The 23,195-nt window shown below is 62.5% G+C and carries 19 protein-coding genes and 1 pseudogene; 9 read left to right on the plus strand and 11 right to left on the minus strand.

From position 1 onward, the window contains the following. The first annotated feature begins 118 nt into the window (after positions 1-118). Positions 119-1,045 (plus strand): transaldolase, encoded by a 927-nt coding sequence (gene tal / locus KI241_RS18025; RefSeq protein WP_042727866.1) that lies wholly within the window; start codon positions 119-121, stop codon positions 1,043-1,045. Between the two features lie 159 nt (positions 1,046-1,204). On the opposite strand, the gene rssC is transcribed toward tal, so the two are convergent. The 3 genes from rssC to KI241_RS18040 all read right to left on the minus strand — a co-directional run bounded on the left by rssC (position 1,205) and on the right by KI241_RS18040 (position 3,924). Next, positions 1,205-1,693: an anti-sigma factor antagonist RssC gene (gene rssC / locus KI241_RS18030; protein ID WP_003183367.1), complete on the minus strand. Its 489-nt coding sequence runs from the start codon at positions 1,691-1,693 to the stop codon at positions 1,205-1,207. Beyond that, positions 1,693-2,874, minus strand: coding sequence for a two-component system response regulator RssB (gene rssB / locus KI241_RS18035; RefSeq protein ID WP_042727867.1), 1,182 nt, complete (start codon positions 2,872-2,874; stop codon positions 1,693-1,695). Before rssB ends, rssC begins: the two co-directional genes overlap by 1 nt. A gap of 360 nt (positions 2,875-3,234) precedes the next feature. Then, positions 3,235-3,924, minus strand: a complete 690-nt coding sequence (locus tag KI241_RS18040; RefSeq protein ID WP_042727868.1) for a VacJ family lipoprotein — start codon at positions 3,922-3,924, stop codon at positions 3,235-3,237. A 202-nt stretch (positions 3,925-4,126) separates the two neighbouring features. On the opposite strand from KI241_RS18040, the gene KI241_RS18045 reads away from it, so the two are divergent. Further along, positions 4,127-4,747 carry a phosphatase gene (locus tag KI241_RS18045; protein ID WP_042727869.1) on the plus strand — a complete coding sequence of 207 codons (621 nt, stop codon included), beginning with the start codon at positions 4,127-4,129 and terminating at the stop codon, positions 4,745-4,747. A 109-nt stretch (positions 4,748-4,856) separates the two neighbouring features. After that, positions 4,857-5,123 (plus strand): DUF4404 family protein, encoded by a 267-nt coding sequence (locus tag KI241_RS18050; RefSeq protein ID WP_212802834.1) that lies wholly within the window; start codon positions 4,857-4,859, stop codon positions 5,121-5,123. 263 nt (positions 5,124-5,386) lie between these two features. Here KI241_RS18050 and queF read toward each other — a convergent pair whose 3' ends face one another. Together queF and KI241_RS18060 are read right to left on the minus strand one after the other, a co-directional pair. After that, positions 5,387-6,217, minus strand: coding sequence for an NADPH-dependent 7-cyano-7-deazaguanine reductase QueF (gene queF, locus KI241_RS18055; RefSeq protein WP_047737740.1), 831 nt, complete (start codon positions 6,215-6,217; stop codon positions 5,387-5,389). A gap of 61 nt (positions 6,218-6,278) precedes the next feature. Continuing rightward, positions 6,279-6,800 carry a cupredoxin family protein gene (locus KI241_RS18060; protein WP_212802835.1) on the minus strand — a complete coding sequence of 174 codons (522 nt, stop codon included), beginning with the start codon at positions 6,798-6,800 and terminating at the stop codon, positions 6,279-6,281. A gap of 152 nt (positions 6,801-6,952) precedes the next feature. Between KI241_RS18060 and KI241_RS18065 the strand changes: the two genes are divergently transcribed. Both KI241_RS18065 and KI241_RS18070 read left to right on the plus strand, forming a co-directional pair. Continuing rightward, positions 6,953-7,633, plus strand: a complete 681-nt coding sequence (locus KI241_RS18065) for a heavy metal response regulator transcription factor (RefSeq protein WP_042732702.1) — start codon at positions 6,953-6,955, stop codon at positions 7,631-7,633. After that, positions 7,630-8,988 (plus strand): heavy metal sensor histidine kinase, encoded by a 1,359-nt coding sequence (locus KI241_RS18070; RefSeq protein ID WP_212802836.1) that lies wholly within the window; start codon positions 7,630-7,632, stop codon positions 8,986-8,988. Before KI241_RS18065 ends, KI241_RS18070 begins: the two co-directional genes overlap by 4 nt. Positions 8,989-9,125: 137 nt before the next feature. Here the strand turns inward: KI241_RS18070 and KI241_RS18075 are convergent, their stop codons facing one another. From KI241_RS18075 to KI241_RS18085, 3 genes and pseudogenes are all read right to left on the minus strand, one after another. After that, the gene (locus KI241_RS18075; protein WP_212802837.1) at positions 9,126-10,370 is read right to left on the minus strand and encodes a lipoprotein-releasing ABC transporter permease subunit; all 1,245 of its coding nucleotides are present in this window, start codon (positions 10,368-10,370) and stop codon (positions 9,126-9,128) included. A gap of 63 nt (positions 10,371-10,433) precedes the next feature. Beyond that, a complete protein-coding gene (gene lolD / locus KI241_RS18080; RefSeq protein WP_172679754.1) occupies positions 10,434-11,117 on the minus strand; it encodes a lipoprotein-releasing ABC transporter ATP-binding protein LolD in 684 nt (227 codons plus the stop codon). A 7-nt stretch (positions 11,118-11,124) separates the two neighbouring features. Then, a pseudogene (locus KI241_RS18085) lies at positions 11,125-12,374 on the minus strand (lipoprotein-releasing ABC transporter permease subunit). A gap of 94 nt (positions 12,375-12,468) precedes the next feature. Between KI241_RS18085 and KI241_RS18090 the strand changes: the two are divergent. Next, entirely contained in the window at positions 12,469-13,065 is a 597-nt protein-coding gene (locus KI241_RS18090; protein ID WP_047737755.1) for a PilZ domain-containing protein, read from the plus strand. Next, positions 13,062-13,784, plus strand: coding sequence for a glycerophosphodiester phosphodiesterase family protein (locus tag KI241_RS18095; RefSeq protein WP_047737757.1), 723 nt, complete (start codon positions 13,062-13,064; stop codon positions 13,782-13,784). Before KI241_RS18090 ends, KI241_RS18095 begins: the two co-directional genes overlap by 4 nt. Positions 13,785-13,826: 42 nt before the next feature. Here KI241_RS18095 and sthA read toward each other — a convergent pair whose 3' ends face one another. Both sthA and KI241_RS18105 read right to left on the minus strand, forming a co-directional pair. After that, positions 13,827-15,221 (minus strand): Si-specific NAD(P)(+) transhydrogenase, encoded by a 1,395-nt coding sequence (sthA, locus tag KI241_RS18100; protein WP_003183399.1) that lies wholly within the window; start codon positions 15,219-15,221, stop codon positions 13,827-13,829. Between the two features lie 212 nt (positions 15,222-15,433). Beyond that, complete coding sequence (locus tag KI241_RS18105) at positions 15,434-16,423, minus strand: FAD:protein FMN transferase (RefSeq protein ID WP_123579764.1); 990 nt, start codon at positions 16,421-16,423, stop codon at positions 15,434-15,436. A gap of 233 nt (positions 16,424-16,656) precedes the next feature. Here KI241_RS18105 and KI241_RS18110 point away from each other — a divergent pair, with 233 nt between their 5' ends. Continuing rightward, positions 16,657-17,955 (plus strand): MFS transporter, encoded by a 1,299-nt coding sequence (locus KI241_RS18110; protein ID WP_042732682.1) that lies wholly within the window; start codon positions 16,657-16,659, stop codon positions 17,953-17,955. Between the two features lie 154 nt (positions 17,956-18,109). Here the strand turns inward: KI241_RS18110 and KI241_RS18115 are convergent, their stop codons facing one another. Then, the gene (locus KI241_RS18115; RefSeq protein WP_042732681.1) at positions 18,110-19,573 is read right to left on the minus strand and encodes a glyceraldehyde-3-phosphate dehydrogenase; all 1,464 of its coding nucleotides are present in this window, start codon (positions 19,571-19,573) and stop codon (positions 18,110-18,112) included. Positions 19,574-19,741: 168 nt separating this feature from the next. On the opposite strand from KI241_RS18115, the gene mfd reads away from it, so the two are divergent. Continuing rightward, complete coding sequence (gene mfd, locus KI241_RS18120; RefSeq protein ID WP_123579763.1) at positions 19,742-23,191, plus strand: transcription-repair coupling factor; 3,450 nt, start codon at positions 19,742-19,744, stop codon at positions 23,189-23,191. Positions 23,192-23,195: the final 4 nt, after the last annotated feature.

Consider the following 23,195-nt stretch of genomic DNA (forward strand, 5'->3'; position numbering starts at 1 on the left):
CCTTTCAAACAGCCGTTTTCAGGTTGCTGCCGCTGGGGCCTTTCGATACCTCTACACGCCCTTGAGTGGCTGCCGGCCCTCGGGTAATGTCAACAGACCCATAGGACAGAGCACGCTCATGACTTCCAAGCTGGAACAACTCAAGCAATTCACCACCGTCGTCGCCGATACCGGCGACTTCGAAGCCATCGCCCGCATCAAACCCGTGGACGCCACCACCAACCCTTCCCTGCTGCTCAAGGCCTCGGCCATGAGCGGCTATGCCGAGCTGCTCAATGCCTGCGTGGCAGACTGCAAGGGCGATGTCGGCCTGGCCAGCGACCGTTTTGGCGTGGCAGTGGGCGGGGAAATCCTGAAGGTGATTCCGGGGCGCATTTCCACCGAAGTGGACGCACGTCTTTCGTTCGACACCGACGCCATGCTCAAGCGTGCACATCGCCTGATCGACCTGTATGAAAAGGCCGGCATTGGCCGTGATCGCGTGCTGATCAAGATCGCATCCACCTGGGAAGGCATTCGTGCCGCCGAGCAGTTGGAGCGAGAAGGCATCCAATGCAACCTGACCCTGCTGTTCTCCTTCGCCCAGGCCGCCGCTTGCGCCGACGCCGGGGTCTTCCTGATCTCGCCGTTCGTGGGCCGTATCTACGACTGGTACAAGAAAGCCAATGGCAACGACTACACCGGCGCCGATGATCCGGGCGTTCAGTCGGTGACACGCATCTACAACTACTACAAGGCCAATGACTACAAGACCGTGGTCATGGGTGCCAGCTTCCGCAACCTCAACCAGATCGAACAACTGGCCGGTTGCGACCGCTTGACCGTCAGCCCGGAACTGCTGGAGAAACTGGCCGCCGACGAAGGCAAGCTGGAACGCAAGCTGGCGCCAGGGCAGGCTGGGGAAGCACGCCTGAATCTCAATGAAGCGCAATTCCGCTGGTTGTCCAACGAGGACGCCATGGCGACCGAGAAACTGGCCGAAGGTATTCGTCAGTTTGCGCGGGACCAGGAAAAACTGGAAGCGCTGCTGCAAGCCAAGCTTTGAGGTGAGGCACTAGCCAGAAAAAGGGGCGAACCTTGATAGGTTCGCCCCTTTTGCGTTTGTGGAAACGGGTTTACTCGCGAAGAGACCAGCACTCCAGCATTGATGTCGCCTGTTCTCCCCTCTTCGCGAGCAAGCCCGCTCCCACAGGGTCGAGGGGCTTCAGCCGCCTGGGCGCTCCAAGGCGTTCACCAGGTCATGGAAAGCTTCACGATTGGAATCGTTCAGGCCCATCAAAATCTTGTGGGCTTCGAGCACCTTGATTCGCACTTCTTCCTCGGACTGGTCCTGGTCAGGCAGGTCGTCCAGGCATTCCGGGCACGGCACGGGGTCGCCAACGATGTTGAAGACCTGGTCGAAGCCCATTGATTGCAAGAGGCGGGTGATGTCGTTATGGGTGGTGACGACCGTTGGCAACAGGCCGACCTTCTGCCGCGACAGGATCGACAGCTTGGCCAGCAGGCCCAGGGTGGTGCTGTCGATGCTGCGGGTTTCGGTCAGGTCAATCACGATGGCGCTGAAGTTCAGCGCCGTGAAGATCCGCTCAATAGTCGCATCCAGCGCCGAACACAGGGTCAGGCGCACTTCACCGACAAACTTCAGGACAAAGGTGCCGTCCTGCTCGGCGAACTGGATTCTACCGGTACTCATCAAAGGTTCCTGCTCAACACTAACAGGGCGATATCATCCGGCATCTCCCCGAGCGTGGCTAATCCAAACACTTGGCGCAAGCCTTCCAGGCTGCCGCCCGCTGCACTCACCCGCTCAGGCAAGGCCGCTTCTTTCTCTTTGAGTGTAGGCTCTGTCAAAAGATCCAAAATGCCATCAGACATCAGCGTCAGGCTGAACGTCGGCGGCAGTTCCAGTACGTGGTCTTCGTAGGTGGCCTCGTTGAACAGGCCCACCGGCAAGCCACGCCCTTCCAGGTAACGAACACTGTCTGGCGTATACAACACAGGCAACGGCAGGTGACCGCCGATGCTATAGGTCAACAAACCAGTCTCCTCGTCGATGACTCCACCGACCATTGTGACGTGTTTGCCCAGCTTACAACTGATCAGGCCTCGGTTGATATGCCCAAGGACCTCAGAAGGCTTGAACTCCGGCAACGAGCCATTGCGCTTGGACTCGAACAGCAAGCGCGTGGTCATGAACTTCAGCAGCACCGTGACGAACGCCGACGACGCGCCGTGGCCGGAAACGTCCGCCAGGTAGAATGCCACGCGTCGCTCATCGACTCGGAAATAGTCGACGAAATCCCCCGACAGGTACAACGACGGGATGATCTGGTGGGCAAACCGGAAGCCATCGACGGTCCAGGGGCTGACCGGCAGCATGTTCATCTGCACCTGGCGGCCGGCGTTCTGGTCTTCCTGCAGCAGGTTCAGGCTGGCTTCCAGCTCGCGGTTGGCGGTCTCCAGCTTCTCGCGGTAGCGCTGGTTCTCCACCAGCAGGCGAGAACGGTCCAGGGCCCGGCGCACGGAGTGCTCGAGCACCGCAAGGTCTTCAAGGGGCTTGATCAGGTAGTCGGCCGCGCCCAGGCGCAATGCCTCGACCGCGTCGTTCATCACGCCCGCGCCCGAAACCACGATCACCGGGGTCTGCGAGGAGATCCCGCTGACCTGGCGAATGAGTTCGAGTCCGCCCATCTGCGGCATGCGCAGGTCGCAGATGACCAGGTCGGGCTTGTCTTGCTCGAATACCTGAAGACCCTGTTGGCCATTGCTGGCCTGCAGGACGCTGAAACCACTGTCTTCCAAGTAGGCCGCGAGGCTCGCTCGCACCACTTCGTCATCATCGATTATCAGCAGCGTGGCACTGGTTTTTGGCATGTGGGCAAACGGCGCCAGAATTAGGTTGGCGTAGCGGGCTGGACCGTCAGGCCTTTGCACGCACTACTGGATTCGCTTTCTAGCCTCTCTGTCGTACCGGTTTCAGGTCGCTGCCCTGCACGCGGATTCATCAGAGGTGCCCTTCTAAGGCGCAGACGGTACTCCCATCCGCGGGGCGTTTCAAGCTCAGGCGGATCGCCGCTTGCCGTCTTTATTTGTCAAAGTACAGAGAGTTATAAGAACCGAGCGAAGCGTAACCCAATGGAAGGATCACCCCCCTTTGAACGCACCACAAAAACACAAAAGGCGGCCCCTGGGCATTCATGCCAGGGCCGCCTTTCGCTCAGTCGGGAGCCGATATCAAAAATCGTCTTCGACCTGGCCATCCTTGACCTTGAATTCGCGGTTTTGCAGATAGGCGTTGCGAATGAAGACGTATTTGTCGCCGCTCACCAGCTTCTCGGCCGACAGCAGGCTGGCGCGCGTGTCGACGATGTTCAGGCCGAAGATCGAGTTACGCACCGAGACATTGTCGATATAGCGATAAGGCGCGGCGTAGCTGTCGACATACTTGGCCGGCGCATCACGCAGGGTGCTTGGCCCCAAGAGTGGAAGCACCACATAAGGACCGCTGCTCACGCCCCAATAGCCCAGGGTCTGGCCGAAATCCTCGTCGCTGCGTTGCAGGCCCATCTGGGTGCCCACGTCGAAGAAGCCCAGCAGGCCGAAAGTGGTGTTGAAGATCAACCGGGCGGTGTCGACCCCGGCAGCGGCCGGTTTGGCCTGCAGCACGTTGTTGGCCAGGTTGCCCACGTCCCCGATGTTGCGGAACATGTTGTGGATACCGTCTTCCAGGAACTGCGGCGTCACGTACTGATACCCCTGGGCCAGCGGCTTGAGCGCATAGGTGTCGAGGGTGTCGTTGAAGGTAAAGATCGGACGGTTGATGCTTTCCCAAGGATCTTCTTCCGTGGCGGCCTGGGCTGCAAACGGAACCAGCAGGACGCTGGCGGACAGACTCAGCTGAGCTAGACGATGGCTCCAGCGCATAGGGGAAAACTCCTCGGTTTATTCAGGCAAGGGCGCCGAGCCCAGGCGGTAAGGTCGCTAGTATAAGACGGAAAGCGAGGATAGGCAGCATGGAAAAGAGAAGGCGGCTGTAGGACGTTTCTGCTGCCGAGCACCTTCACAACTCTGTCACCGGACTGTCATTGAGGCCCGTTAGGCTGCAGGTTATTTCAAGGACGTTCCCATGCCTCGCGCCGAAGCCCTGCCCTTCCCTGTTCCCGGCCTGACTGCGGTCCTGTTCGGCCTGAGTGGTTGCCTGGTGGACTTCGGCGCCAGGGTTCGTCAGCCGGGCGCCAAGCCGACCGAGCACGCGCAACCGACGCCGGGGGCGCTGGAAAGCCTGCATCACTTGCAGCAACTGGGTATTCCCTGCGCCTGGCTCGACGACTTGCCGCCGGCCACCAGCCATGGCCTGGCGGCGGCCCTGCCGACTTGGGTCAAACCCCCGCAACTTCCTGCAACAAATAATCCTTGGCCCGCCCCGCACGCCTGCTGGCAGGCACTCATGGCGCTGAACGTCCAGCAATTGGACGGTTGCGTACTGGTCAGTGGCGAACCGGGGTTGCTGCAATCGGGGCTCAACGCCGGACTGTGGACCATCGGCCTGGCGTCCTGTGGCTCGCTGTGTGGCCTGGCACCGGGCGAGTGGCAGGCGCTGGGGCAGCAGGAACGCGAGTCCAGGCGCGCCAGGGCCACCGTGCAATTGTTCAGCCTGGGCGTGCATTCGGTGATCGATCACCTGGGCGAGCTTGACACCTGCCTGGCCGACATCAGCCTGCGCCGGCTCAAAGGCGAGAAGCCATGACCGGGATCATGCAGGGTGCGTGAGGGTGGATTACTCTTAAGGCAGGCCACGGACTTTTGACGCACCGTCGCGGTCCATGGCTGTGCCTATCAATAAAGGGAGTACGCCAATGCCTGCCCGCCGCGAACTGCAAGCTCAACTCGATACCCTGCGCGAGCAATTGGACCAGAACCCGCCGCTGTCCGAGCCAGAGCGCGAGAATCTGCATCAACTGATGGCTCAGATCGAGGCTGAGATCCAACTGGAAAATCAGCTTCAGGACAGCAACCTGGTCGACGGCGTGAACCTTGCCGTGGAACGCTTCGAACTGGAACACCCGACCATCGCCGGGACATTGCGCAACATTGTGCAGACCCTGGGCAACATCGGGATCTGAACCTCTCGGACAAAAAAGCCCCGCGCCACGGCGTAACGCTGTTCACTTAAGATTTATCACTGGTCGTGGCGAGGGAGCTTGCTCCCGCTGGAGCGCGCAGCGGTCCCACGCTTTTGGGGCCGCTACGCAGCCCAGCGGGAGCAAGCTCCCTCGCCAGGCGGTAACGTGCTTAAGTGAACGGTATTACGCGCCATGGCGGGGCTTTTCTATTTCCTGCCACCTGAAATGCCATTTGCTGTGGGAGGATTCGCTATTACCGTGGGTTATTGGCGAACCAGGCGCTGGTTGGGCAGTTGCACCGCTTCAGTGCTGCGATACGGGTTGATGTCCAGGCCGCCACGGCGCACATACCGCGCGTACACCGTCAACTTCTGCGGCTTGAGCAGTCGCTGCAGGTCAAGGAAGATCCGCTCCACGCATTGCTCGTGGAAATCCGAATGCTGGCGGAAGCTGACGAGGTAGGCCAGCAGGCTCGCATGATCCAGTGCCGCGCCACGATACTCCACCGCCACGCTGCCCCAGTCCGGCTGACTGGTGACCGGGCAGTTGGACTTGAGCAGGTGGCTGTGCAGGCTTTCCTCGATGATGCGCGATTCATCGCACCGCAGCAGTTCCGGGCGTGGGTGTTCGTACGAATCGACACGGATGTCCAGGTCATCGATGCACACCCCCGGCAACGCGACGACGCCTTCGTCCTCCACGTCCTTGAGACTGCGAATCCGCACGCCCACCGGCTTGCCAGCGGCGGCCGAGAGGTCCTGGCGCAGTGTTGCCTCCAGACTCTGAGTGGTGTCGAACGGCGTCTGGTTCAAGGAATTGAGGTACAGCTTGAAGGATTTGGACTCGATGATATTCGGTGAGTCCGCCGGGATCGCGAATTCCCCGATAGCCACCACCGGCTTGCCGGACGGCAACAGCCATGACAGCTCGAAACAGTTCCAGAAATCCACGCCCTTGTAGGGAAGGGTCTCGGCCGTCAGGCCCAGTTCCGCCCATTTCGCGGTGCGCGGGATCGGGAACAGCAATGACGGCGTGTACGTGGCGATGTATTCACTGGATTTGCCCAGCGGCGAATGTTCGGCTGCGGGATGCATGACGGAAACCTGACTGAAGAATCAGCCGATTCTATCAGCCTTTGCCGCAGCCTTTGAGTGCTTACTGACTGACTGTCAGGTCTCCCTTCATTCCGGCCTGGTAATGCCCGGGGATGTTGCAGGCAAATTCAAGGCGCGTGGCCTTGTTGAACGTCCAGGTCAGCTCGGCGGTCTTGCCCGGCTCCACCAACACGCTGTTCGGGTCATCGTGACGCATGCCGGGCGAGCCTTGGCCCATGTTGCCATGGGCCATCCCGTGCGTCATGGCGGTCGGCGTCAACTGGCCGCTCTGCTGCATCTTGAGCATTTCCTGCTGGTGTTCGGCGTGCATGGCGGCATCGCCGAGGTTGAACTCGTGTAGCAACCGACCTTTATTGATAAGCACGAACCGCACGGTTTCACCGGCCTTGATCTGGAGCGCGCCGGGGTCGAACGACATGTCCCCCATCACCACTTCGATACTGCGGCCGGCCGTGGCCGCCGGCGCAGGCTGGCCAAAATCAAGATGCCCAGGCGACGCCCATGACGGTACACCGAACATCAGCGTGCAGGCGGCCAGGGCCAGGCGACTTCCCCTCAACATGTTTCAAACTCCATTCGGATTCAGCTTGTGGGAAACTCTAGCTCGCCGCGCCTGCCAGCCGGCTGACGGCATGATTACAACTTTGTCAGGTTGCGCCACCGCCCCGCCTGCCACGGTATAACGCCCCCGTCCCAACCTGTCTTGAGCTGCCCATGAAACTGCTGATCGTCGAAGACCAAACGAAAACCGGCCAATACCTGCGCCAAGGCCTGAGCGAAGCCGGCTTCAACGCCGACCTGGCGGCCGATGGCATCACCGGCCAGCAGTTGGCCCTGAGTGGCGAATACGCCGTGTTGATCCTCGACGTGATGCTGCCCGGCCGCGATGGCTGGCAGATTCTGCAAGCCGTCCGCGGGGCCGGCCTGGACACGCCGGTGCTGTTCCTCACGGCCCGGGACGCCATACAAGACCGGGTGCACGGCCTGGAACTGGGCGCCGATGATTACCTGGTCAAGCCTTTTGCCTTTTCCGAGTTGCTGGCGCGGGTCCGCAGCCTGTTGCGTCGTGGCGGCTCGACACCCCAGGAAACCAGCCTGCAACTGGCGGACCTGCGCCTGGACCTGATCCGCCGCCGCGTCGAGCGCGCCGGCCGACGCATCGATCTCACCGCCAAGGAATTCGCCTTGCTGGAAATGCTCCTGCGCCGCCAAGGCGAGGTGCTACCCAAGTCGCTGATCGCTTCGCAGGTCTGGGACATGAATTTCGACAGCGACACCAACGTCATCGAAGTGGCGATCCGGCGCCTGCGCCTCAAGATCGACGACGAATTCCCCAGCAAACTCATCCACACCGTGCGCGGCATGGGCTATGTGCTTGAAGAGCGTGGCCTGTGAGGGGGCCATGGTCGCTGAGCAGTCGCCTGGCCTTGCTGTTCGCCGCCTGTACCGCCGTGGTGTCGCTGTTGGCCGGGGTGCTGTTCAGCCGGGCCAGCGAAGCGCACTTCATCGAACTCGACCAGCAACTGCTGGAGGGCAAGCTGATCGGCCTGCGCCGCGCCTTGCAAGATCTCAACGCCGAGCAGGCCCAACGCCGCCTGGAAGATGAACTGAGCCGCCAGGCCGACCTGGCCCTGCGCACCAAGGGCAGCGACGGTGTGCGCTGGTACGACAGTTCGATCCGGATTCCGGCCCGGCTGCCGGAGCGTCCCGGCCTGTCGACCGTCAGCGAAGCCGACAGTGACTACCGCGTGCTGAACGCGCCGCTGTACCCCGAGCGCGCAGACTCGCCGCAACTGACCCTGCTGCTGGACATCACCCACCACCAGCATTTTCTCCAGCGCATGCAACGGCTGATCTGGCTGACGGTCGGCCTCTCGGCCCTGGCCACCGCCCTGCTCGGCGCCTGGACCGCCCGGCGCGCCCTGCGACCCTTGCGGCGTATGGGGGTGATCACCGGCGGCGTTTCGGCCCACTCCCTCAACGCCCGTCTACCCGAAGCGCAAATGCCCGCCGAGCTGGCGGAACTGGCCCATAGCATCAACGCCATGCTCGGACGCCTGGATGACGCCTTCCAACGGCTCTCGGCGTTCTCCGCCGACATTGCCCATGAACTACGCACCCCGCTGTCGAACCTGCTGACCCATACCCAAGTCACCCTCACCCGCGAGCGTTCTCTGGAGGATTACCGCGAGGCATTGCACAGCAACCTCGAAGAACTGCAGTGGATGGCGCAACTGGTCAACGACATGTTGTACCTGGCCAAGGCCGACCATGGCCTGCTGGCGCCGAATCGCGAGCCGCTGGCGTTGGCCGAGGAAGTGGACGTGTTGCTGGAATTCTTCGCGCCCCTGGCCGAGGACGCCAACGTGCGCTTGAGTCGCGAGGGCGATGGCGGCCTCGACGGCGACCGCAACATGTTGCGCCGGGCCCTTTCCAACCTGCTGGACAATGCGCTGCGCTTCACCCCCGAAGGGGGCGACGTGCGGGTGCGCATTGTCGATGAGGTCCAAAGGGTCCGCGTCAGCGTGGAGAACAGCGGCGAGGAAATCCCGGCAGATCGTCTGCCACGCCTGTTCGACCGTTTCTACCGCGCCGACCCTGCCCGCCAGGAAAGCCGCAGCGAACACGCCGGCCTCGGCCTGGCCATCACCCGCTCGATCATCCGCGCCCACGGCGGAGAGATCCGCTGTGAATCAGCCGATGGCTGGACCTGCTTTCTGATTGAGTTGCCAAAGCTCCATCAAGCCTGACACATCCCCTTCTGTGGCGAGGGAGCTTGCTCCCGCTTGACCGGGCTGGCGCTCCAGTGCGCAGCGCTCGCCATCTTTGGGGCCGCTACGCAGCCCAGCGGGAGCAAGCTCCCTCGCCACAGGGGGCTGCGCCGGCCTTACGAATACCGCAACGCCTGCGCCGGCTCGATCTTCGCCGCACGCCAGGCCGGGTAGACGGTGGCGAGGAAACTCAGGATGAACCCGGCCGAGCAGATCAACACCACGTCGCCGCGTTGAAGCTCCGACGGCAGGTTGCTGACGAAGTACACATCGGAACTGAAGATGTGCTGGCCGCTGACCCGCTCCAGCCAGCCCACCAGCGCACTGACATTCAGCGCTGCGATCACCCCCAGCGCGCCGCCAATCAGCGTACCGACGATGCCGATCACCGTGCCCTGGACCATGAAGATCGCCATGATCTGTCGTGGCGTGGCGCCGATGGTACGCAGGATCGCGATGTCCGCGCCCTTGTCGTTCACCACCATGATCAGGGTGGCGATGATGTTGAATGCCGCCACCGCGACAATCATCAACAACAGCAGGCCAATCATGGTCTTTTCCATTTTCATGGCACTGAACAGGCTGCCCTGGGTATGGGTCCAGTCGTCGGCCTTGTAGCCGGAACCCAGGCTCGCGGCGATGTCACCGGAAACCTTCGGTGCCGCGTACAGATCCTTCACCGCCAGGCGCACGCTCTGCACCTGGTTCGGCTGCCAATGCTGCATCTGCGCGGCGTCGGCCAGGTGGATCAGGGCCATGGAACCGTCCAGCTCGGCGCCCACCTTGAACACGCCAACCACGTTCAAGCGCTGCATGCGCGGGGTGATGCCGCCGGGCGCGGTGCTGACTTCCGGCACGATCAGGGTCAGCTTGTCGCCGACGTTCAGGCGAAAACGCCGGGCGGTGATTTCACCGATCACCACGCCAAACTCGCCCGGTTTCAAGGCGTCGAGGCGGCCTTGGACGATATGCTGGGCAACGATGGACACCTTGCCTTCCTGGGCCGGGTCGACACCGCTGATCTGGATCGGCTGCATCGAACCCTTGTAGCTCAACATGCCCTCCAGCTCAGTGAACGGCACGGCGGCGGTCACTTCGGGATTTTTCAGCGCGGCCGCGGCGACCGGTTGCCAGTCGTCGATCGGATTGACGCCGACAAGGGTAGCGTGGGGCACCATGCCGAGGATGCGCGAGCTCATTTCACGCTGGAAACCGTTCATCACCGACAACACCACGATCATCGCCAGCACCCCCAGGGCGAGGCCGATCATCGAGGTCATGGAGATGAACGAGACAAAGCGATTGCGGCGCTTGGCGCGGGTATAGCGCGTGCCGATAAAGATCGATAACGGTCTGAACATTCGCGGGGCACCGTATGAAAATAAATGACCCGGCACGTGCATCGCGTGCCGGGTTGCGGTCGGTCAGATGGGCGTCAGGCAGCCTTCCTGCAAGTGCAGGACGCGGTCCATCTGCCGGGCCAGGTTCATGTCGTGGGTCACCACCAGAAACGCAGTGCGCATCGAGGTGCTCAGCTCCAGCATCAGGTCCTGGATGCCTTGGGCGGTGTGGGAGTCGAGGTTGCCGGTCGGCTCGTCGAGCATCACCAGCCCAGGCTTGTTGACCAGGGCCCGGGCAATCGCCACGCGCTGGCGCTCGCCACCGGACAGTTCGGCCGGCTTGTGCTCCAGGCGATGCCCCAGCCCTACCCGCTCCAGCAATGCCGTGGCCCGTTGGCGGGCTTCAGGAATCGCGGTGCGGCCAATCAGCAGCGGCATGCAGACGTTTTCCAGGGCGGTGAATTCAGGCAGCAAATGGTGGAATTGGTAGACGAAACCCAGGGCGCGGTTACGCAGCAGGCCACGGGCCTTCTCGTTCAGTGCCGAGAGCTCTTCGCCCGCCAGCCAGACGCTGCCGGAGGTCGGCGTATCGAGACCGCCCAACAGATTGAGCAAGGTACTTTTGCCAGACCCGGAGGTGCCGACGATCGCCACGCGCTCACCAGGGTGCAACTCCAACTGCAGGCCCGACAACACCACCACCGACTCCGGGCCTTCCTCGTAGGATTTGCCCAGGTTGCGGCAACTCAAGATCGCTTTTTCACTCATGCCCGACTCACTCATAACGTAACGCCTCTGCCGGCTGGGTGCGTGCGGCACGCCAGGCTGGATACAGGGTGGCGAGGAAACTCAGGACCAACGCGGCGCCGCAGACCATCAACACGTCATCGGCCTGCAACTGCGACGGCAGGTAGTCGATGAAGTACACGTCGGCGTTGAGAAACTTGTGCCCGATCAGGCCTTCGAGGGCTGCGATCGCGGCGCTGACGTTCAGTGCGGCGAACATGCCGACCAGAGCGCCGACGACCGTGCCGATCACGCCGATGACCGTACCCTGGACCATGAAGATCCGCATGATCTGCCCCGGTGTGGCGCCGAGGGTCCGCAGGATGGCGATGTCGCCCTTCTTGTCGTTGACCACCATCACCAGCGTGGAAATGATGTTGAACGCCGCCACGGCGACGATCAGCAGCAACAGCAGGCCGATCATGGCTTTTTCCATGCGGATCGCCTGGTACAGGTTGCCGTGGGTGCGAGTCCAGTCACGGGCGTAATAGCGGTCTTCGCCGAGCTGCTGGGCGATGTTCCAGGCGGCACGCGGCGCCTGGAACAGATCGTCGAACTTCAACCGCAGGCCCTGGACCTGGTCCGTTTTCCAGCGATGCAGGCGCGCCAGGTCCTGGAGGTTGGTCACGCCCAGGTAACCGTCCAGCTCGCCGGCGCCGACGTGGAAGATGCCGACCACGGTAAAGCGTTTCATGCGCGGGAACATGCCCCCGGCGTCACGGTGACTTCCGGTGCGACGAACGTCAGCTTGTCGCCGATGGCGGCGCCGAGCTTGGCCGCGGCCTTGTCGCCGATGACGATGCCGAAGCTGCCGGGCGCCAGGTCATCGAGTTTGCCCTGCTTCATGAAGTTGTCGATGATCGACACCTGTCGCTCCAGCCCGGGGTCGATACCGTTGAGCAACACCTTGGAGACCTTGCCATTGTTGGTCAGCAACCCCTGCATCTGGGTGAACGGCGCAACGGCCAGCACCTGCGGGTTCTGCTTGACCTTGGCGGCCAGGCTCGGCCAGTCGCTGATGGCTTCGCCGGATTCGAGGGTCGCGTGCGGGACCATGCCCAGCACACGGGTGCGCATTTCATGATCGAAGCCGTTCATCACCGACAGCACGACGATCATCACGACCACGCCAAGGGCCAGGCCGATGATGGAGGTCAGGGAAATGAACGATACGAAATGGTTGCGGCGCTTTGCACGGGTATAACGCGTGCCGATAAATACGAAGAGAGGTCTGAACATGTCGGGGCTTGTTCGGAGGGAAAAGGAACGTCCTTGTGGCGGGGGTCACAAACCAGCTTTACACTCAGACCACCGCCGCTACCATGGGTTCGCCATGTCGACATTAGATGAAGAAGATCGCCGCGAATACTACCGTATCGAGGACATGATCGCACTGGAAATTCGGCCCCTGTCCATTCCTGAAGCTGCCGGCCAGGAAGTGTTGCAGGATGCGTCTCCATTGTTCAACTTGCTCAGCGAACTGCACCTGAGCGAATTCGAGTCCCAGCATCTGCTGCGCCAGATCAGCGAGCGCGAACGCAGCATCGCGGCGTACCTCAAGGCCATGAACCGCCGCATCGACCTGCTCAGCCAGGTCGTGGCCCTGACCGTGCTCGGCGAGATCGGCGAACCGCAGCCGGTGATCATTTCCGAAGGCGGCATCGATTTCCAATACCCCACGCCCGTCGCCGTCGGCGCCCACCTGTCGATCAAGCTGGTGCTGATGCCCCAGGCCCTGGGCCTGTTGCTGCGCGCTCGGGTGACCCATTGCGATCCCAAGGGCGATGGCTATGACGTCGGCACCGAATTTGAACGCCCGACCGACGCCCAGCGCCAGTTGCTGGCCCGCTACATCCTGCAGAAACAGGCGCAAGAGCGGCGCCTGGCGCGGGAACTGAACGAATCAGGTATCAATAAGGAAGAACCGTGACCCTCATCTATGGCCACCGCGGCGCCAAGGGCGAAGCACCGGAAAACACCCTGACCGGTTTTCAGGAATGCCTCAAGCACGGCGTGCGCCGTTGCGAACTGGACCTGCATTTATCCATGGACGGCGAGTTGATGGTGATCCACGACCCGACCCTCAAGCGCACCACGGATCGTCGGGGCAAGGTGGTGGAGCATTCCGCTGCCGAGCTGGTGACCTACGATGCGCGCAAGGGTGGCCCGGGCTGGATCAAGCCATGCCCGATCCCACGCCTGGAAGAGCTGTTCGAGCAATGTGATTTCGAGCACTGGCAACTGGAGGTCAAGAGCGCCTCGCGCACCCGGGCGGCGGCCACGGTGCTGGGCATCCGCGAAATGGCCCAGCGCTTCGGCCTGCTGGACAAGGTCACCATCACCTCCAGCTCCCGAGAGGTGCTCAAGGCGGCCCTGGAGCTGACCCCGGACATTTCCCGCGGCCTGGTGGCCGAATACGCCTGGCTCGACCCGCTGAAGGTTGCCCAGGGCTATGGCTGCGAGATTCTGGCGTTGAACTGGACCTTGTGCACCCCCGAGCGCCTGATCAAGGCCCAGCGCCAGGGTTTGCATGTGTCGGTGTGGACCGTCAACGAGCCCGCGCTGATGCGCAGGCTCGCCGACTTTGGCGCTGACAGCCTGATTACAGACTTTCCCGGTTTGGCCACCGCCACGCTCGGGAATGGCTGAAATCGGTCTCCCCGGCCGGCTCAGGCCACCGGCCGGAGCCGCTCAAAAAAGCCGGTTGAGCCCGTCGTAGGCCGCTACCCGATAGGCTTCGGCCATGGTCGGGTAGTTGAAGGTGGTGTTAACGAAGTACTTGAGCGTGTTCAGCTCACCCGGCTGGTTCATGATCGCCTGGCCGATGTGCACGATCTCGGAGGCCTGGTAGCCGAAGCAGTGCACGCCGAGCACTTCCAGGGTCTCGCGATGGAACAGGATCTTGAGCATGCCTTGCGGCTCGCCGGCGATCTGCGCCCGCGCCATGCTCTTGAAGAAGGCCTTGCCCACTTCATACGGCACCTTGGCCTGGGTCAGTTCCTGCTCGTTCTTGCCGATCGAGCTGATTTCCGGAATGGTGTAGATGCCGGTCGGCACGTCGTTGACGAAGCGCCAGCTGCCGTTGTCGACGATGCTGCCGGCGGCCGAGCGACCCTGGTCGTGGGCGGCACTGGCCAGGCTTGGCCAGCCGATCACGTCACCGGCGCCATAGATGTTCGGCACACAGGTGCGGTAGTTTTCGTCGACTTCGATCTGGCCGCGACTGTTGACCTTCACGCCGATGTTTTCCAGACCCAGGGTGTCGGTGTTGCCGGTACGCCCGTTACACCAGAGCAAGGCGTCGGCCTTGATCTTCTTGCCGGACTTGAGGTGCAGGATCACACCATTGTCGACACCTTCGACGCGGTCGTAGTCTTCGTTATGACGCACCGTGATGTTGTTGTTGCTGAAGTGATAGCTCAGGGCCTGGGAGATTTCCGAGTCCAGGAAGCTCAGCAACTGGCCGCGGTTGTCCACCAGTTCCACCAGCACCCCCAGGCCGCTGAAGATCGAGGCATATTCGCAACCGATCACGCCGGCGCCGTAGACGATCAGCTTACGCGGGGTATGGCCCAGGCTCAGGATGGTGTCGCTGTCGTAGATACGCGCGTGGTTGAAATCGATGTCGGCCGGACGGTACGGGCGCGAACCGGTGGCGATGATGATGTGCTTGGCCACCAGTTTTTCGACCACGCCATTGCCGCAGACCACTTCCACCGTCTGCTCGTCGGCGAAGCTGCCGGTGCCGAAGAACACGTCGACCCGGTTACGGGCGTAGTAGCCGGTACGCGAGGCCACTTGCTTGGAGATGACCTTCTCGGCGCTCTTGAGCACGTCCGGGAAGGAGAACCAGCGCGGCTCACCGATGGCCCGGAACATCGGGTTGGTGTTGAACTGCATGATCTGCCGGACCGAGTGACGCAAGGCCTTGGACGGGATGGTGCCCAAGTGGGTGCAGTTGCCGCCGACCTGCCGACGGCTGTCGACCATCGCCACCTTGCGCCCTGCCTTGGCGGCGTTCATTGCCGCGCCTTCCCCCGCCGGGCCGGAACCCAGTACCACCACGTCGTAGTTGTAGACAGCCATGCGTACTCCTCAGAACAGGCCGCGGCACCCGGTATGGTACCTGCGGCTAAATCATGCCGGGTCGCGGCATGAAGGAACAATTTTCAGGCCGGTTCACGAGCCCGGCCACAGTCTATAGAAGCGTCAACGCCGCGCACATTACCCCTTGGTCGCGTCAGAGGCTAGTTTTGCCTGCGCTATTTCGCCACAGGTAGCCTTTCGTCAAGCTGTCATCACTGGGTTTTCCCGCTACTGATCCGTTCAAACGCATCATTGGTACGCGTGACAAAACGCTCGCCGTCACGCATCACGAAAAATACCCCGATGCCGTGTTTCTCGGCATAGTCCCACCCCCGTTCAGGCCCGAGGATCAGCAACAGCGTCGACAGTCCATCGGCCATCAGCGCCGAAGGATGAATCACCGTGACCGACGCCAGGTTGTGCAGGACCGGTGCACCGGTGTGTGCATCGAAGGTGTGGGAATAGCGCGCGCCGTCCTGTTCGAAATATCGGCGGTAATCGCCAGATGTTGAAACCCCGTAGCCATCGACTTCGATAACGCGTTCAGCCACCTGCCGGTCATCCCGGGGCTCTTCCAGGGCGACGCGCCAGGGCGAGCCATCGGGCTTGCGTCCAACCGCCTTGAGTTCGCCAGTGGCTTCGGCCAGGTAACTGTCGATGCCCAGGGCCTTGAGCCGGGCAGCGATCCGGTCGACCGCGTAGCCGGCGGCGATACTGTTGAAGTCGACTTCCACCGCGGCGTCCTTGCACAACCGGTCGCCCTCGATGCGCAAATGACCATGACCGACGCGCTGGCGGGCCTGGGCCAAGGCCTCGGCGCTGGGCACTTGCTCGCCCCGGGACTGCGGGCCGAACCCCCACAGGTTCAGCAACGGTTCCACCGTCAGGTCAAAGGCGCCGTCGCTCTGGACGGACAACTGCTCGCCCACCCGCACCAACTCCAGCACCGCAGCCGGCATCACCTGGCAACTGTTGGCCGGCAGCGCGTTGAAGCGCTCGATGTCCGAGTCGCTGCGGTAGGTCGAAAACTGCCGATCCACATCGACGAGGATACTTTCCACCTCGGCCTGCACCGCTTTCGGACGAGGCGTGGCCCGATGGCTGACGTATTGAATGGAATAGCGACTGCCCATGGTCGGACCGTCGAAACGCTCCAGAGTGTCGCCGTTGCCACAGCCGGACAGGATGCCCACGAAAAACACAAGCTTGCGCCAGCGTCCAGTTAACAAATCTTCATCTCCCCTCAAAACCACGCCCGCCATTATGGGCTTGAGCGCCAGTCAGTCCAGACGCAAAACCTGTGGGAGCGGACTTGCGCGCGAACGCGATTGCGCGGGCGGCATCTCTCTTGGATGTGCCGTCCTCTTCGCGAGCAAGCCTGCTCCCACAGAGAGATACGACCCCCTACAAGATTTGCCAGAGTGAGTACCCCTTCATGTCTTCCAACACAAGCAACGGCAAGGCGATTTTCCGCGTTGTCAGCGGCAACTTCCTGGAGATGTTCGACTTCATGGTCTATGGCTTCTACGCCACGGCCATCGCCAAGACGTTCTTCCCGACCGACAGCGCGTTCGCCTCGCTGATGCTGTCCCTGGCCACGTTCGGTGCCGGGTTCCTGATGCGCCCCCTGGGGGCGATTTTCCTCGGTGCGTACATTGACCGCCACGGCCGACGCAAAGGCCTGATCATTACCCTGGCAATGATGGCCGCCGGCACGATTCTGATCGCCTGCGTGCCCGGCTACGCCACCCTGGGCGTGGCGGCTCCCTTGCTGGTGCTGCTGGGCCGCCTGCTGCAAGGCTTCTCCGCCGGGGTCGAACTGGGTGGCGTATCGGTGTACCTGGCGGAAATCTCCACGCCGGGGCGCAAGGGCTTCTTCGTCAGTTGGCAATCGGCCAGCCAACAAGCGGCCGTGGTCTTCGCCGGCCTGCTGGGGGTGGGCCTCAATCACTGGCTCAGCCCACAGGAGATGGGTGAATGGGGTTGGCGCGTGCCGTTCCTGGTGGGTTGCATGATCGTCCCGGCGATTTTCGTGATCCGTCGCTCCCTGGAAGAAACACCTGAGTTCCAGGCGAGAAAACATCGCCCTACCCTGTCGGAAATCATCCGCTCCATCGGTCAGAACTTCGGTATCGTCCTGGCCGGCATGGCACTGGTGGTGATGACCACGGTGTCGTTCTACCTGATCACCGCCTACACGCCGACCTTCGGCAAAGCCGAGTTGAACCTGTCGGACCTGGATGCATTGCTGGTCACCGTGTGCATTGGCCTGTCGAACTTCTTCTGGCTGCCGGTGATGGGGGCACTTTCGGACAAGATCGGACGCAAGCCCTTGCTGCTTGCCGCGACGATCCTGGCCATCCTGACCGCCTACCCGGCGCTGTCCTGGCTGGTGGCGAACCCCAGTTTCAGCCATTTGCTGATCGTCGAATTGTGGCTGTCGTTCCTGTACGGATCGTACAACGGCGCCATGGTGGTGGCCTTGACGGAAATCATGCCGGTGGAAGTGCGCACCACCGGTTTTTCCCTGGCCTACAGCCTGGCGACCGCAACGTTCGGCGGGTTTACGCCGGCGGCCTGTACTTATCTGATCCATGTGCTCGACAACAAGGCGGCGCCGGGGATATGGCTCAGTGGTGCGGCGGTGCTGGGGCTGATTGCAACCCTGGTGCTGTTCAAGGGCAATCGTCATGCGTTGCGCACTGCGCAGGCTTCGGTAGTCGGAGGCGCCTGATCGATCGCCTTCGCGGGCAAGCCCGCTCCTACAATTTGTCCGCTTATTCTGTGGGAGCGGGCTTGCCCGCGAAGACGGCCTACCCGTCACTGCAAAAAACCCAGACAAAAAAAACGCCCCGACAAGTCGGGGCGTTTTCATGTGCGGCGAGAGCTTAGCGCGGGAACGCTGGCGGGTTCACACCGGCCATGTCTTCCATCACGCGAACCACTTGGCAGCTGTAACCGAACTCGTTGTCGTACCAGACGTACAGCACAACGCGGTTGTCGTTGCAGATGGTGGCTTCAGCATCGACCACACCGGCGTGGCGCGAGCCCACGAAGTCGGTGGACACCACTTCCTGCGAATTGACGAAGTCGATCTGCTTGTGCAGGTCGGAGTGCAGCGCCATGTAGCGCAGGTACTCGTTCATCTCTTCGCGGCTGGTGGCTTTCTCAAGGTTCAGGTTGAGAATGGCCATCGACACGTTTGGCGTCGGAACGCGGATCGCGTTGCCGGTCAGCTTGCCGGCCAGCTCAGGCAGGGCCTTGGCAGCGGCGGTGGCCGCACCGGTCTCGGTGATGACCATGTTCAGCGCGGCGCTGCGGCCACGGCGATCGCCCTTGTGGAAGTTGTCGATCAGGTTCTGATCGTTGGTGTACGAGTGAACCGTCTCAACGTGACCGTTGACGATGCCGAACTTGTCGTTCACGGCCTTGAGCACCGGCACGATGGCGTTGGTGGTGCAGGAAGCGGCGGAAACGATCTTGTCGTCAGCGGTGATATCGCCATGGTTGATACCGTGGACGATGTTCTTCAGCTTGCCTTTGCCAGGCGCGGTCAGGACCACGCGGTCGATACCCGGGCAGGCCAGGTGCTGGCCCAGGCCGTCGGCGTCACGCCATACGCCAGTGTTGTCCACCAGCAGTGCATCCTTGATGCCGTACTGGGTGTAGTCCACCTCGGTCGGGTTCTTCGCGTAGATCACCTGGATCAGGTTGCCGTTGGCGCAGATGGTGTTGTTTTCTTCGTCGATGGTAATGGTGCCATTGAACGAACCATGGACCGAATCACGGCGCAGCAGGCTGGCACGTTTGGTCAGGTCGTTCTCGGCGCCCTTGCGCACCACGATGGCCCGCAGGCGCAGGCCGTCGCCGCCACCGGTCTTCTCGATCAGGATGCGCGCCAGCAGGCGGCCGATGCGGCCGAAGCCGTACAGGACCACGTCGGTGCCTTTACGCGCCGAAGCGTTCTGCTGGCCAACCACGTCGGCCATTTCCTCGCGCACGAACTGCTCGGCAGTACGGCCGTTGGCCTGGGTCTTGAACTTGACGGCCAGCTTGCCCAGGTCCACCGAGGCGGCGCCGAGCTTGAGCTCGCTCATCGCCTTGAGCAGGGGGAAAGTTTCGTGGACGGACAATTCGCTGTCGTCGGACTGACGGTGGCGAGCAAAGCGGTGGGCTTTGAGAATCGCGATGACAGACTGGTTGATCAGGCTGCGGCCATAGATCGAGCTCACCACGTTGTTATTGCGGTAGAGCTGACCGATGAGAGGGATCATCGCTTCGGCGAGCGCTTCACGATCAATCCATTCACCAAGACACTGGTCGGGCTTCTGAGTCACGGGAACCTTCCACATGTAGGGGCTGAAAAAAGGGGCTACATTATGCCGCCGAGTCCACGGCGGAGCAATGCGCGCCTGTCGCACCATGGTTTTCCTGCCTGCCAGGCCAGTCTGCGACTGACAGCAGCCCCCTTCCCCCGCTACACTTGTCGACTTTGTCGCAACGCTGGAGCTCAATCTTCCGTGCCCGTTCTGCGTCTTCCGCATCTCCCTGCCGCGGCAGGTAAACAGCACTGGGGCAACCTGCCCGGTGCCGCCCTGAGCCTGGCCATCGCCGAGGCTGCCAGCGCTGCCAAGCGCTTTACCCTGCTGCTGACCGCCGACAGCCAAAGTGCCGAACGGCTGGAGCAGGCGCTGGGGTTCTTCGCGCCGGACTTGCCCGTGCTGCATTTCCCGGACTGGGAAACCCTGCCCTACGATCTTTTTTCGCCCCACCAGGACATCATTTCCCAGCGAATCGCCAGCCTCTATCGGCTGCCGGAGCTCAGTCATGGCGTTTTGGTAGTGCCAATCACCACGGCCCTACATCGCCTGGCACCGACCCAATTTCTGCTCGGCAGCAGCCTGGTGCTGGACATCGGCCAGAAGCTCGACGTCGAGCAGATGCGCACCCGCCTGGAGGCCAGCGGCTATCGCTGCGTCGACACGGTGTACGAGCACGGCGAGTTCGCGGTACGCGGCGCGCTGATCGACCTGTTCCCGATGGGCAGCAAGCTGCCGTATCGCATCGACCTGTTCGATGACGAAATCGAGACCCTGCGCACCTTCGACCCGGAAAACCAGCGTTCCATCGACAAGGTCCAGTCGATCCGCCTGTTGCCGGCCAAAGAGTTCCCGCTGCAGAAAGAGGCCGTGACGCGCTTCAAGGCGCGCTTTCGCGAACGCTTCGACGTGGACTTCCGGCGTTGCCCGATCTTCCAGGACCTGAGCAGCGGGATCACTCCCGCCGGCATCGAGTACTACCTGCCGCTGTTCTTCGAAGAAACCTCGACCCTGTTCGACTACCTGCCTCAGGACACCCAGGTGTTCTCCTTGCCCGGTATCGAACAGGCGGCGGAGAACTTCTGGAACGACGTGCGCAACCGCTACGAAGAGCGCCGCGTCGACCCTTCCCGGCCTCTATTGCCGCCGGCCGAGCTGTTCCTGCCGGTCGAAGACTGTTTCGCCCGCCTCAAGCACTGGCCACGCGTGGTGGCGAGCCAGCAGGACGTGGAAACCGGCGTTGGTCGTGAGCGCTTTCCGGCCAGGCCGTTGCCCGACCTGGCGATCGAAGCCAAGGCCTCGCAACCGTTGGCGGCGCTGGCGGGTTTTCTCGACGGTTTTCCTGGCCGCGTGCTGTTCACCGCCGAAACCGCAGGGCGCCGCGAAGTGCTGCTGGAATTGCTGGAACGCCTGAAGCTGCGACCCAGGACGGTCGAAAGCTGGCCGGACTTCATCACCAGCAAGGATCGCCTGGCGATCACCATCGCGCCGCTGGATGAAGGCCTGGTACTCGACGACCCGGCGTTGGCCCTGGTGGCCGAGAGCCCACTGTTCGGCCAACGTGTCATGCAGCGTCGGCGCCGCGAGAAACGCGCCGACGCCGCCAACGACGCCGTCATCAAGAACCTCACCGAGTTGCGCGAAGGCGCCCCGGTGGTGCACATCGACCACGGCGTGGGCCGCTACCTGGGCCTGGCGACGCTGGAAATCGACGGCCAGGCCGCCGAATTTCTGACCCTCGAATACGCCGAAGGCGCCAAGCTCTACGTTCCCGTGGCGAACCTGCACCTGATCGCGCGCTACACCGGCAGCGACGATGCCCTCGCCCCCCTGCATCGCCTGGGCTCGGAAACCTGGCAGAAAGCCAAGCGCAAAGCCGCCGAACAGGTGCGCGACGTGGCCGCCGAATTGCTCGACATCTACGCCCGCCGCGCCGCCCGCGAAGGGTATGCATTCGCCGACCCGAAGGCCGACTACGAAACCTTCAGCGCCGGCTTCCCGTTCGAGGAAACCGTCGACCAGCAGACCACCATCGAAGCCGTGCGCGCCGACATGCTCGCACCCAAGCCGATGGACCGCCTGGTGTGTGGCGACGTGGGCTTCGGCAAGACCGAAGTGGCCATGCGCGCCGCGTTCATCGCTGTGCACGCCGGCAAGCAGGTAGCGATCCTGGTGCCCACCACCCTGCTCGCCCAACAGCATTACAACAGTTTCCGCGACCGTTTCGCCGACTGGCCGGTGACCGTGGAAGTGATGAGCCGCTTCAAGTCCGCCAAGGAAGTGAACGCCGCCGTCGCGGACCTGGCCGAAGGCAAGATCGACATCGTCATCGGCACGCACAAGCTGCTGCAGGACGATGTGAAGATCAAGAACCTCGGGCTGGTGATCATCGACGAAGAACACCGCTTCGGGGTGCGCCAGAAAGAACAGCTCAAGGCTTTGCGCAGCGAAGTCGACATCCTCACCCTGACCGCCACGCCAATCCCGCGCACGCTGAACATGGCGGTGTCGGGCATGCGCGACCTGTCGATCATCGCCACGCCACCGGCCCGGCGCCTGTCGGTGCGTACGTTCGTCATGGAGCAGAACAAGAGCACGGTCAAGGAAGCCCTGCTGCGCGAGTTGCTGCGTGGCGGCCAGGTCTATTACCTGCACAACGACGTGAAGACCATCGAGAAATGCGCCGCCGACCTGGCCGAACTGGTGCCGGAAGCCCGCATCGGCATCGGCCACGGGCAGATGCGCGAACGCGAACTCGAACAGGTGATGAGCGACTTCTACCACAAGCGCTTCAACGTGCTGATCGCCTCGACCATCATCGAGACCGGCATCGACGTGCCGAGCGCCAACACCATCATCATCGAGCGGGCCGACAAGTTCGGCCTGGCCCAACTGCACCAACTGCGCGGCCGGGTCGGGCGTAGCCACCACCAGGCCTACGCCTACCTGTTGACACCGCCGCGCCAGCAGATCACTCCGGACGCGGAAAAGCGCCTGGAGGCCATCGCCAATACCCAGGACCTGGGCGCCGGCTTCGTGCTGGCCACCAACGACCTGGAAATCCGCGGCGCCGGCGAACTGCTGGGCGATGGCCAGAGCGGCCAGATCCAGGCCGTCGGCTTCACCCTGTACATGGAAATGCTCGAACGGGCGGTCAAGTCGATCCGCAAGGGCGAACAGCCGAACCTCGACCAACCGCTGGGCGGCGGACCGGAAATCAACCTGCGGGTGCCGGCGCTGATACCCGAAGACTACCTGCCGGACGTCCACGCGCGGCTGATCCTCTACAAACGCATCGCCTCGGCCAGCGACGAGGAAGGCCTCAAAGACTTGCAAGTGGAGATGATCGACCGCTTCGGCCTGCTGCCGGAACCGACCAAGCACCTGGTCCGCACCACGCTGCTCAAGCTCAAGGCCGAGCAACTGGGGATCAAGAAAGTCGATGGCGGCCCCAATGGCGGGCGCATTGAGTTCGAGGCCCAGACACCGGTCGACCCACTGGTGCTGATCAAGCTGATCCAGGGCCAGCCCAAGCGCTACAAGTTCGAAGGCGCCACGATGTTCAAGTTCATGGTGCCCATGGAACGCCCGGAAGAGCGTTTCAATACCGTAGAAGCGCTGTTCGAGCGCCTAACCCCGACCACTGCTTGAAGGA

This window comes from Pseudomonas sp. Cab53, assembly GCF_018325965.1.
In the GTDB taxonomy this organism is placed as follows: Bacteria; Pseudomonadota; Gammaproteobacteria; order Pseudomonadales; family Pseudomonadaceae; genus Aquipseudomonas; species Aquipseudomonas chlororaphis_E.